The following is an 11,082-nucleotide window of genomic DNA, read 5'->3' as shown; positions in this document are numbered from 1 at the left end:
GGTGGGGAAGCGGCCGTCGATGCTGTCGACGCCGGCAATCTCGAGGCACTGCCCGATGATCGACAACCCGGCATGGCTGGTGAGGGTGCGGCGACTGGCGCGGAATTTGACGTTGGGCATGGCACTGTCTGGGTGAATGGCGATATCCACTATATTGCCATGCAGGTCAGTGGGTTAGAAGCACTTAATGGGGTCGGCCTCACGGATTCAGGTTGATAGGAAAACGTCACAACGTAGCGACGTCAGTGGCAACAACCAAATGAAAGGCTGATGCATTATAGAACATCAAATTCCCGCACATTTCACAACGCCACTCTATCCTATCTGCCCTTCTTGCAAGGCCAACCCAACGATAATTTACGAAGATTTATTAACCAAACATTACTACTATTTCAGCTAAGTAAGCTCACTAGGAAAACCCATGACCTGAAGCAAACGATTCGAATTTATCTCAAGCAATATTATCGCTTCGCTTGGTGAAACCTCCCAAGCACCAGCAAGAAGATGAGCAGTCTTCGCGAGGCTCCAAGGCATGACAGGTTTGCCATCTACCCGGGCGAAGGGACCATCGCTTTCTGGAACCACCCGGTCCTTTGGTAGACTCTTTGCCAGTGACTTGCCGTGGGCTGAATTGAACGCTGCGGGTCCGATACTGAACCAGCACCCGAGATCTATTGCAGCTTTTAGCTCTGTGGTGCTGCCGGTGAACCAGTGAAGCACCGCAGTGCCAAAACCGGGATTCCGTCCCAGCTCAGTCAACACATCCTTAACTGCGCGTCGCGAATGTATGCTTAGTGTACGTCCACCCAGCTCGCGGCATCTCTCTACAACTGCACCGAAGATGTGGCACTGCACCGCATACGAGTGACGAAAACGAGGAGAGCCATCAAGTCCCACCTCACCCACCGCAGGTGCCGATTCGAATTGGCTCAGCAGTAGGTCCAGTTCACCTGATCTCTCATGAGCGATTTCGGGATGCAATCCCGGGGTGATTAGTACGGTGGATGAGGTTCCGAGTACTCTTGACGTGGCAATAAATGCTTTAGGGCTGGTGGTCACCAGCCATGTAAAGGCATTCCGGCTCGCCGCCTCCGCGTGGATGGCGCGGGCGTTGGGGTACAGATCAAGATGACAATGGAAGTCCATCACAGGATCCCGTCTGCTGCAAGTAGTGCCTCGAGCTCATCGATGCCGGTGCTTAATACGCGCCGGTAATCGTCTCGTTCAGACTGAGGAGCAAACGCTAGAGTAGAGCCCAGAAATGCGTTTAGTCCTTTCTGTCGTACGGTGAGTACTGCCAACGCGACCGCCATTGGGTCGTCTGGACCACTAGACTTTTCGCAATTCGCCAGTGAGGGGTACTTGTACTTTGTCGTATCCTGCCTGGAATCCCAGGCATGGAATGCGCTACGACGAATCATGCAGGGAACACATCGTCCACAATGGGTACGATTGTACGTGCGGAATCGCCCACAACTCGTCGAGTCTGATGCCCATCTCTGGAGAAGTTCTGGGTTGAGGCACTCCTGCATCATTTCTCCCTTGGTCTTGAAACGGTATGGGAGTTCCAGCCGCACGGCGACACCAAGCCCGTCCAATAGCTCCCGGAGCATCCCGATAAAAAGAGGATGAGTCGTACGAGTGCTCAAGCTCGAAACCCGGCCCGGTACAAGAGGGGGGTTAACGCAAATAAATCCATTCTCTGGAATGAAGACCTCAGGCTGGGCGTCATGTATCCTTGACGCCGCTAATACAGCAAATGCATAGAAAGCAAGCGAGCGGGCACGGGTTGATGCTTCCCGAGAGCCACGGAAGCTGATTCCGTGACTCCATTGCAGATGCGAGCCGTTCCCACCGAGTAACCCAGCGTAGTTGCGCTGCCGGTTGGAATCCTCGTGTGCCAGTTGGGATACGAAGAGCGGGCGACAATCCTCAGCTACTAGGTTAATACCGCCTATGAGGCTATCAAGCCCGCCAGAAAGTAGTGACACGCAGTCTCGGTCAATCGGTAGTCCTCGGCCATCAGGTGGTGGTGCGCCTCCGTCTACGAAATGCAGCGTCCAATAGTCGCCTGTGAGTACCTTGAGTAGCTTTTCAGCGCTCGGCTTCCATGCTTGCCATCGAAGCGGCTCATACAGACCGACGGTCAGTTCAATTTTCCGGGTCCACCCATCAGCACTAGTGCTACGCAAGGAGCAGAGGTCTGCGGCACATACTGCGAGACAAAACTGAACAAAGTCCCATGCAGGTGGGCTTGGAACGAATCCCTTTCGTTTGAGTGAACCTCTCCACCCCTTGGCGATGGTTCCAACGCCGTCCCGCTTTGCACTTTTGAAGAATGTGAACGCGCGCTCGCCATCGGCCAAATGCGCAGGTAAGCAGTCTACAGTAGTACAGATAACCTTCATCATTCGGCGAAGACCCTTAAGGCAGATGTGAGTACCTCTCGTGCGAGGCGTTGGGGGTGGAGCTGGACTGTACGATATTGCTCCATGATCGTTCGCACTTCTTCGTTCACCCACTCCTTGATGTCATTGCGGTAATACTGAATCTCCTTCGGGCTATACTTGAGCCGTTCATAGGTTTGCCCTAATTGCAAGTCCAGCCGATTGCACACTTCACTACTAATCGTGTAGCCAATAGCATCTGAAATCTGTTGGTCTGTCAGGTCAAATATGTCGATGTCCGGATCGTTCTCGTAGAGCTTACCTAACGCCTCCGCCGCAGCATTACGGAGTGACTCGTCATCAACGCTTCCGGTATCTGGTATTACTTCCTTGACTAGCTCAAGGACTAGATCATTCGCAGACAATCCGGCTGCGCGAACGTGCTCGACCCAATCTCTGACCTTAGCGTCAACGCCATCTCGCGCTGCGGCCAGAAACTGGCCTAGTTGCCCTGCACCTTGAGCTGTCCGTCGCATCGTAGAGGCGGCACGGCGAGGTCCTCCCATGCCCTTGTTGATCATGCTCCTCGCTGCACCACGCAAAGCGTCCCGGCCTCCGCCAGCAAGGTACCCGGCCATCTTGGCACGTGCTGGAGCAAAACGTCTATTCGGTGCCACTTGTGGCACGTCAGGCGCTTCGTCGTTCTCAGTCGTTCCCCCATTACTTGGTTCGTCACCAGCTTCTCCGGCAACCTGAGCATTGTCGTCAGCACCGTCTTCTTCCGCGGAGGTATGCTCATCTGGGTCGCCAGCGAGCCATTCGGGATCGAAGGGCGAACCAGCCTTTCCGCCCGTACAGGATGTCGAAGTCCCCATTAGCGCTCCTTCTTCTCCGCTTGTTGAATTGCGTTCTTTACTTTTCGGTCCAAATTAGGAGACTCGATCCATTGAATGAGGATTGGACGAGCCCAGTGCTGGGCGAACAGTGACGGGATGATTCCAGGACCGACTTTGTTCAGCGGTGCTTGGCTAAGCAATGCCCCTGCCTTGGCACCCAGTTCGGGGAAGACCTTGCATGGCTCTACTAGAGCAATAACGTCTTCTCCTTGCCGCCAGGTTCGCTTTGGCGCCTTCAACTGCCATGCTCGCGCCATGGCCATCTCTGCTTGGGAGAGACCGGCTGCGCGAATGGCTTGCGTTAGCGGCCCATTGGCATTCGTGGCAACCATCAGTGCGTCGCGGAGTGCTCGACCTTCCGGGGTCATATTGTCCGCACCGAAGTCGCGTGTCGCTGTGTCGCGACTCAAATGCAGCAAAGGTCGCAGGTCTGCCTCTCCCAATGATGGCTGGAGCTGAAGCCACTCTCTCGTGAAGGAATCGTCCTTGAAAGGATCTGGGAGACTGCCTCCAGTGTGCGTTGCCTCCTCAGCCTCGCGAAGAGAATCAACGCGACCGTCTGATGCAGAGGTCACCATTGCGGCTAGTGCATTTGCAAGCGTCTCATCACAGCGCTCGATAAGGTGCCACTTCGCCAAGGCGGGAATGTCCAGAGCAATCCCTTGCGGCTCTGCAAGTGCAGAGCGGAGAAACACCGTGTTGAGGAAGCGTTTCATCAGACGCGGATTTGCATTGACTGCACTTGATTGCGTCAGCAAGGGGGCAAGACCTTCGGCCAGATCCATTAGCGCCACCAGCTTTGCGTCATCGACGCCGACAAGGCCGTGGAGAAAATCGGTTGTCACTGCGTCGCCTCGCCAACTCCTCTGCAGGCGTTCTGGGACAGCCTTCATGGCTTGCTCAAACTTGTCGTCATCGAAGCCCCCATCGGCGTTCTCGCGCTCCAAAAGTAGCAACGCCAGGTAAGCCTTTGCTTCATTGACTCCAAGTCGTGGCACATGTAGGGGAACTTGGATGAGTTTATCAAAATAATTAGTGGCTACGTCACTGGTGATGCCCGTCCCCTCGAAGTGGACTCGCACTGCACCGCGGATGAACTCGTTATCCGCCGCGATAACGAAAGCGCTTCGCTTGAGGAATAGGAGTAGTCGAATGGATTCTAGCGTCGAGATGGCCGTCTTTGGCAAGCATCTATCGAGATCATCGACGAAGACTACCAACGTGATTTTGAGTTCCTCCAAGAGCTCTTCAAGTGCATCGCGGAAGGCTTGAATCTCACTTGGGAGAGAAACTGGTTCAGCAGGTCTGAGCAGTGGGTCCACCCCATCCGGCTCACCACCCTCCTTGTCAGATTCGCCTTCAGACTCTTCAGTGTCACCCGAACTAAACAGCCCGCCAAGCTTGCTAATGGTTCGACCGACGACACCAACGGGGACACCAGTGATGATTGTTGCTGCTGCTTCTCCCCCCATCTGGGCAAGGCGAAGAAGGTTGATTCGTTGCAGTAGCCGTTTTGCCTTCTTGAATAGCCTCTCGTCCGTGGCAGCCCGGCGTAAGACCTCATCGCCCACCAGTTGAAGCAGTGCGCTGCGCGCTCCCTCGAAGTCTTGGTAGAGCCAAGGATTAAAGGTGACGACTACGTACGTGTTCTTGCCAGGCTCAGTTGCATCGTTTAACCGCGCTGCAACCATCTTCACGAGAGAAGACTTACCTGCACCCCAGCCACCAGAGACGCCGATTGAAATGGGTTCGCCGTTTGTCCGCTTAAGCAGACTCGCACAAGCATCTGCGACAACACCAAAGTTGAGATAATCGACAGCCGTTTCATTATCATGCCACATAGCATCAGTTCCCTTTTTCAACTGTGTGGTCTGGCTTTAGCAAAACTACCCTATCTGTTCTTCTCAGACCTTAGCTGCTGCCGCCTTCAAATTCACAAGTGCCTGAGCTGAGCCAAAAAGTCAAGAAAAAATTGGATATGTTTGTTACTGAAAACTGTGGTTGCTGATTTCGTCCTTGAGCCTCTTTTTGTCAGACGAATGTAGATCAGTCTGTTGTATGGGAGGAAAGGAAGGTTAGCGTCTCTTGTTACTTTATCAAGACTAAAACTCCAACAATGACGAGTGGATACACCATGACCGATCCTGCCCTTGAGGCCCGAATATTTCATGAGCGTCGCCGCTTGGCCATCGCTCGCTATTGACTCGCCGAGTATTGCGAATCACCACACCACCGATCTCCAGCAGCCTCACACGCAGGGTGGTGGCTTGAGCGTTGGCGTACGCGGTGTGCTTCAGGTACACCCGTCGTAGCCGTTCCGGCAGCCGGTACTGGTTAGGCCACCAACTCGTGGCAGTTGGTGCGATCGGCGAACAGCCACTTTTGCTCCTTGATGCAGTTCTCCATGCCGCCGCGTGTGTCAGTAGTGATGATCGTTGAGCCATTTCAGGCTGCCGTGCAGATTGGTCACCACGTAGCGGGTGTTAAAGCCCCGGTGGCTAGTCTCGGCCTTGACGACCACCTTGCGTCGGTGGCGCTTCCAACTGTGGGCCGCATAGTCGATCCGGACGAAGTGACGCTGCTTGGTGCTCTCGGCATCCCAGTGGATGGTGGATTCATAGCGAATATCTAATGACAGCTTCTCGAGCCGGGTATTGGTGGCCAGACCGACGATGTACTCGACACCATGTCGATCGCACCAGTTGAGGATCAGCGGCCGGCAGAAGCCACTGTCACCACGGAAGACGAGCTTCACCTCGGGCCAGGTCTGGTGTAGCCGCAGGGCCAGCAGGGCCAGCAGGGCCAGCAGGGCCAGCAGGGCCAGCAGGGCCAGCAGGGCCAGCAGGGCCAGGATGGTGGTCATTGAGGTCTTCGTAGCCCAGCGCCAGACCGAAGATACGTTGGCCGAGCATGGCCTCGATCCGATGCTGGCAACGGTCGTGGGCCTCCATATCCTCCAGGCGGCGAGCGATGCAGGGCGGGGAGGGAAGAGTGCAAACTGATGAAGCGATAAATTCACCGCTCGGCTATCTGCCTGCCGAGCAGGATGCCCGGAAATACTTAGATTCGACGAAGCGCGAGGCTACTACCTGACATGATGGACAGCCCTGCGTCTGCCCTCGGACTCTGGTACGCTGCCAGCTGACAGCAACAAGGCGGTAGGCCAGACGGCGCTGAGGCGGTCAAACTGGCTGTTGCTGGGCCCGCACTCAGCGGCCAGCGAGCCGCCGATGGGCCACGTCCCCTCTCATCTGGAGCTGAAAGCACCAACGATGGCCATGCACCAGCCAAGTGGGTAGTACCTTGGGGAGTACATGCAGCCATCCTAACCAACTTTATGGCGCAAGACATTGCTTTTATTGGAAAATTTCTTTTTGATCTATTTTAAGATCCAGAATATCGAGTGAGGCGGTTTCATACCTCTGTCAGCAGATGCCGGATAGCGGTTTCAAACGGAAGGCCGGCAATGGCGTGCAGCTCATCCTCGAGAAACTCCAGGAAGAGCGCCTCGTCGAGCTCGAACCACTCCTGCAGCTCCTCGGCCCGGCACAAATACCCCTGGAGCGCCGAGCGCCGCATCTGGCGCAGCGCCCCGCGCTCATGGTCGAGGTTGAACACTCGCAGCGTCTCCTCGGCCCGGTGGCGCTGGTCGGCAGACAGGCCGTGGCGCGGCACGATGCTTCCGTCGGAGAGGAAGCGCAGGTAGTCGTCCGGATCGTCGACATCAGGCTTGAGAATGTCGCCTGGCCGGTAATCGGTGCGGTCCTTTCGCTTCCCGCAGCTGCCAGACTTGTTGCAGGAGCCAAACAGGTTGTCCCACTGGAAGGTGCCCTCAGGGAATCGCGAACGCTGCCGAAAATGCTCGATATGGCGGCGCTCTGGGTGGAGCAGATCCTCACAGTAGGCGCATCGCTGGCCCTGCATGGCGACCAGCTGCACCCAGATCTCTCGCTTCTCCGCCGAGCTGATGCGCTGCCAATCCTTCGCGCCACGCCGGTACTGGGCAAGGCATCCCGGGGGCTCCGGTCGCTCCAGCTTATGCATCCGATGACGACTCCCAGCCCTTGACCCTCCGCTTCATCGCCTGGAACCGACGCAGCCGCTCACACTCCAGCATCTCGGGATGCTGCTCTCCGAAATGCGCTATAAGCCGTTCATGAAGGGTGCGGGCCTCCGGGGATTGGTCGTCGCCGAGCTCGATGGCCCGCCGGTAGTCATGGAGCATGCGAGCCTCTACCACCTCGGGCACGGGATCGATGCCCATGATGCGCGACAGCGTCTCGGCGCTGGCCACGCCCAGCGTCTGGTAGTCCGGCTCGATGGAGGTCAGCGACCAGGCATGGGTGTCCTCATCCCATTGCACCTCCAACAGGCGGATGCACTCCCTGGGGACCGTGGTCAGCACCTGCGGGCTGTGGGTCGTGACGATGAACTGCACCTTGGGGAAGGTGGCCTGGAGGCTTTGCACCACCCGCTGCTGCCAGGCCGGATGAAGGTGCAGGTCGACCTCGTCGATCAGCACCACGCCGGGGGTCTGGCTGGCCGCTTCAGCACCGAGGTGGGGGTTGAGCTTGGCACACCGCCAGGCCATGTCGGCCACCATCGAGACCATGGTGCGCACACCGTCGCTGAGCAGGCTGACCGGCAGAACGCCCTGGCCTTCCTGCTGCATGGCGAGCTCTTCATGGGTCAGGCTGTAGTGGATACCCGACCAGCCCTCGGGCTCGAGCACCTTGTCGACCGCTCGCAGCACCGCATCGAGCTGCCCTACCAGGCGCCCGGTCCCGTTCTCCTTGCGCTCCCTCTGCTGGAGAACCGCCATCGTGGCCTTGCCCATCCACTCCTGGAGCTGCAGATAGTTGGAGGCCGAAGTCAGGCAGTCTTCATAGCCCAGCGTGCGGCTCTCGCTGAGCACCGCCTTGCGCTTGAGGTTCTTGTGGGTCTTCCACAGGCGTCCCGTGCCGTAGTAGCTCACCAGTGGCAACGTGACGGGCTGAAGGCCCCGCACCTGCCGCATCAGGGCCTTGCCGTACTGGACCAGCGGTGCGGCATCCTTGACGGTGGTGCGATTCTTCGGCCCGGTCAGCTCACGCGCAACGGAAACCTCACCCGCTTCAAGGCCAGACAGTATCGCGGCAATGTGCACCGGGTACTGCTGCTCTTGCTCGGCCTCTTCACCTTCTCGCTGATAGCGAGCGTCGGAGCGTTCGATGTGGCGCCCCTTGCCCATATCGAAAGTCCCCACGAACGAACCCAGCAGAATGGCCAGCGCATCGAGCAGGGTGGTCTTGCCCTGGCCGTTGCGAGCGACCAGCACCGTCAGGTGCTCATCCAGCGTGGTGTCGAAATGCACAAGATGCCGGAAGTTGGTAAGGGTCATCCGCTTGAACTTCATGCTCCGGCTCCAGGTGGCATGGGGCTTTTCCACATTCTGCCTTGTCGTGGGCAGCCAGTCATCCGCACTGCCCCCTCCCCTCATGACTCGCAATTTGTGGAAAATTTATCGACCTGATTCGTCTGATGCTCGGCGTCGGCGAAGACCTCGATCTCGCGGAGGCGCACGTCGTTCAACCCCATCTCCAGTGGCCCCTCAGCCCTTGCTCTTATGTACTCGCAGGCCGAGGCTTGTCCGGGCTTCATTCAAGATAACCGACCTCGACCCGGCGCCGGCACTACCGGCCAGCCTGCGCCTGCGCCTGTGCCTGCGCCACCCTCTGGCCGTGCCACGCGGCGAGAAACCACAGGGGAAGGCTCAGCGCAAGATAGAGCAGGGCCAACCCGGGGCGGCCTATGGTAAGCAGGTGGAGCAGTTCGAGGCTGAACAGCGAGAAGGTGGTGAAGCCACCGCAGAAGCCGGCCACCAGGAAGGGCTGCCAGCGGGCCAGGCGGCCGTGGGTATAGCGCCCCCCCAGCGTGGCCAGCCAGGCGATCAGCCAGGAGCCGACGACATTGACCGCCAGGGTGCCCCAGGGGAAGAGTGGGCCGAAGAGCGCCAGCGAGCTCATGGAGACCAGGTAGCGCAGCAGGCTGCCCAGGGCACTGCCGAGGCCCACGGCCGCGTAGGGGTACCAGCGGATCATGCGCCACCTCCCGCCAGCCACCAGCCCAGCGCCGCCATGGCCAGGCCCGCCACGCAGGTGGCCAGCACATTGGCCACGGCGCGGCGCGGATGGCCGCTCTGCCAGAGGGTGAGGGTCTGCAGGCTGAAGGAGGAGACGGTGGTGTAGCCGCCCAGCAGCCCCACCACCAGCGCCAGCCAGGCCGAGGAGAGCTCGAGGGTGGTGGGAATCCCCAGCCGTGCGGCCCACCAGCCCGCCACCAGCGCGCCGGTCAGGTTGACGACCAGGGTCCCCCAGGGGAAGCGCGTTCCGAGCCAGTGGCTGAACAGGTTGGTGACGGCCAGGCGACCCATGCCGCCCAGCGCGCCTCCCACTGCCACCAGCAGCAAGCTGGATGCCCCAATGCCCATGCGGCGTTCTCCCTTGACCGAGTCTTGATCACCCTCTCGCTGCACGAGTCTACCCGATCGGCCTGCCCAGTGGCGCCGGCGGGCAATAAGCGCCGGCTGATATTGACCGCACTGGATCGAGTGACTACTATCGCCCCGCTGCTGCATGGCAGCGAAACCCCTTTGAGGAATCGATGGAACCTCCGAGTCGCCATTTCACGACCGACAACTTGATCGTACGCGCCGCGTCGAACGTCGTGGTGCGCCGGAGCCTGCCCCTGCCTATCCGCTAGGCCGTGGTTCCTGCGCGCCCACAGCGACGCGCGCCAAGGAGCCACACCATGAGCTATGCCGTTCTCGCTGCCTCCCTGCGCAGCGCCCTTCAGCGTCAGGACACCGACGCCATCCGTCACCTGGTCGCCGAGATGCAGCTCGCCGACCTGGCCGAGTTCATCCAGCACGAGCAGGAGGACACCACCGTCTCCCTGCTGGACTACCTGCCCATGGAGCAGCGGGCCAGCGCCTTCGGCTACCTGGAGGAGGAGACCCAGAGTGCGCTTGCCGCCGAGATGGAGGACGCCACCCTCGCTGAGCTGATGCACCACATGAGCGCCGACGAGCGCGCCGACCTCTTCAAGCTGCTGGATGAGGGGCGTCAGCAGGGCCTGCTGCGCCGCCTGGCCCACGCCGAGCGCGAGGACATCCGCAAGCTGGCCAGCTACGAGGAAGGGACCGCCGGCGCCCTGATGACCTCCGAGTACGTGGCCGTGCCCGCCGAGGCGGACGTGGCCACCGCCCTGGAGAAGGTGCGCCGCACCGGCCCCAATGCCGAGACCATCTACCAGATCTACTGCGTGGACGACGAGGGCCGCCTGCTCGGCACCCTGTCGCTGCGCGAGATGATCCTGGCCAACCCCAAGGACACCCTGGCGAGCCTGATGACCGAAGAGCTGGTGGTGGCCAAGGTGGAGACCCCTCAGGAAGAGGTGGCCAGGCTGATCTCACGCTACGACCTGATGGCCCTGCCGGTGACCAACGGCGGCGACCGCCTGGTGGGCATCGTGACTTACGACGACGCTATGGACGTGGCCGAGGAAGAAGCCACCGAGGACATGCACAAGGGGATGTCCATCGGCAAGATCGAAGGCAGCCTGCGCACCGCCAGCCTCTTCGACCTCTACCGCAAGCGCATCGTCTGGCTGGTGCTGCTGGTCTTCGCCAACATCTTCTCCGGCGCCGGCATCGCCTACTTCGAGGAGACCATTGAGGCCTATATCGCCCTGGTGTTCTTCCTGCCGCTGCTGGTGGACAGCGGTGGCAACGCCGGCTCCCAGGCGGCGACCCTGATGGT

Annotated in this window: 11 protein-coding genes; 2 read left to right on the top strand and 9 right to left on the bottom strand. The window is 59.3% G+C overall.

Annotated features, from left to right (window positions below; translation table 11 throughout):
• Positions 1–396: 396 nt before the first annotated feature.
• The 5 genes from qatD to J5F18_RS01870 all read right to left on the bottom strand — a co-directional run bounded on the left by qatD (position 397) and on the right by J5F18_RS01870 (position 6,146).
• Positions 397–1,146: a Qat anti-phage system TatD family nuclease QatD gene (qatD, locus tag J5F18_RS01890; protein WP_346300666.1), complete on the bottom strand. Its 750-nt coding sequence runs from the start codon at positions 1,144–1,146 to the stop codon at positions 397–399.
• On the bottom strand, positions 1,146–2,408 hold the full coding sequence (gene qatC, locus J5F18_RS01885) for a Qat anti-phage system QueC-like protein QatC (protein ID WP_346302158.1): 1,263 nt from the start codon (positions 2,406–2,408) through the stop codon (positions 1,146–1,148). Before qatC ends, qatD begins: the two co-directional genes overlap by 1 nt.
• The gene (gene qatB / locus J5F18_RS01880; RefSeq protein WP_346300665.1) at positions 2,408–3,262 is read right to left on the bottom strand and encodes a Qat anti-phage system associated protein QatB; all 855 of its coding nucleotides are present in this window, start codon (positions 3,260–3,262) and stop codon (positions 2,408–2,410) included. The genes qatC and qatB overlap by 1 nt, the downstream gene beginning before the upstream one ends.
• Positions 3,262–5,124: a P-loop NTPase fold protein gene (locus J5F18_RS01875; protein WP_346300664.1), complete on the bottom strand. Its 1,863-nt coding sequence runs from the start codon at positions 5,122–5,124 to the stop codon at positions 3,262–3,264. Before J5F18_RS01875 ends, qatB begins: the two co-directional genes overlap by 1 nt.
• Before the next feature lie 578 nt (positions 5,125–5,702).
• Entirely contained in the window at positions 5,703–6,146 is a 444-nt protein-coding gene (locus J5F18_RS01870; RefSeq protein WP_346300663.1) for a transposase, read from the bottom strand.
• Here J5F18_RS01870 and J5F18_RS01865 point away from each other — a divergent pair.
• Positions 6,136–6,285, top strand: coding sequence for a hypothetical protein (locus J5F18_RS01865; RefSeq protein ID WP_346300662.1), 150 nt, complete (start codon positions 6,136–6,138; stop codon positions 6,283–6,285). The two genes, J5F18_RS01870 and J5F18_RS01865, sit on opposite strands and share 11 nt — an antisense overlap.
• 412 nt (positions 6,286–6,697) lie before the next feature.
• On the opposite strand, the gene ptuB is transcribed toward J5F18_RS01865, so the two are convergent.
• The 4 genes from ptuB to crcB all read right to left on the bottom strand — a co-directional run bounded on the left by ptuB (position 6,698) and on the right by crcB (position 9,752).
• Entirely contained in the window at positions 6,698–7,327 is a 630-nt protein-coding gene (gene ptuB / locus J5F18_RS01860; RefSeq protein ID WP_346300661.1) for a retron Ec78 anti-phage system effector HNH endonuclease PtuB, read from the bottom strand.
• Entirely contained in the window at positions 7,320–8,678 is a 1,359-nt protein-coding gene (locus J5F18_RS01855) for an AAA family ATPase (protein WP_346300660.1), read from the bottom strand. The genes ptuB and J5F18_RS01855 overlap by 8 nt, the downstream gene beginning before the upstream one ends.
• A gap of 277 nt (positions 8,679–8,955) precedes the next feature.
• The gene (locus J5F18_RS01850) at positions 8,956–9,363 is read right to left on the bottom strand and encodes a CrcB family protein (protein ID WP_346300659.1); all 408 of its coding nucleotides are present in this window, start codon (positions 9,361–9,363) and stop codon (positions 8,956–8,958) included.
• Complete coding sequence (gene crcB / locus J5F18_RS01845) at positions 9,360–9,752, bottom strand: fluoride efflux transporter CrcB (RefSeq protein ID WP_346300658.1); 393 nt, start codon at positions 9,750–9,752, stop codon at positions 9,360–9,362. Before crcB ends, J5F18_RS01850 begins: the two co-directional genes overlap by 4 nt.
• 320 nt (positions 9,753–10,072) lie before the next feature.
• On the opposite strand from crcB, the gene mgtE reads away from it, so the two are divergent.
• On the top strand, positions 10,073–11,082 hold a 1,010-nt coding region (gene mgtE, locus J5F18_RS01840; protein ID WP_346300657.1), incomplete at its 3' end, for a magnesium transporter.

Source organism: Halomonas sp. BM-2019, assembly GCF_017584085.1.
This window is presented reverse-complemented; position numbering and strand designations above follow the sequence as displayed.

Coding starts and splice junctions, on each gene's coding strand:
- J5F18_RS01865 (WP_346300662.1), top strand. CDS start 6,136: ATGGTGGTCATTGAGGTCTTCGTAGCCCAGCGCCAGACCGAAGATACG.
- J5F18_RS01850 (WP_346300659.1), bottom strand. CDS start 9,363: ATGATCCGCTGGTACCCCTACGCGGCCGTGGGCCTCGGCAGTGCCCTG.
- qatD (WP_346300666.1), bottom strand. CDS start 1,146: ATGGACTTCCATTGTCATCTTGATCTGTACCCCAACGCCCGCGCCATC.
- J5F18_RS01855 (WP_346300660.1), bottom strand. CDS start 8,678: ATGAAGTTCAAGCGGATGACCCTTACCAACTTCCGGCATCTTGTGCAT.
- qatC (WP_346302158.1), bottom strand. CDS start 2,408: ATGAAGGTTATCTGTACTACTGTAGACTGCTTACCTGCGCATTTGGCC.
- ptuB (WP_346300661.1), bottom strand. CDS start 7,327: ATGCATAAGCTGGAGCGACCGGAGCCCCCGGGATGCCTTGCCCAGTAC.
- crcB (WP_346300658.1), bottom strand. CDS start 9,752: ATGGGCATTGGGGCATCCAGCTTGCTGCTGGTGGCAGTGGGAGGCGCG.
- qatB (WP_346300665.1), bottom strand. CDS start 3,262: ATGGGGACTTCGACATCCTGTACGGGCGGAAAGGCTGGTTCGCCCTTC.
- J5F18_RS01875 (WP_346300664.1), bottom strand. CDS start 5,124: ATGTGGCATGATAATGAAACGGCTGTCGATTATCTCAACTTTGGTGTT.
- J5F18_RS01870 (WP_346300663.1), bottom strand. CDS start 6,146: ATGACCACCATCCTGGCCCTGCTGGCCCTGCTGGCCCTGCTGGCCCTG.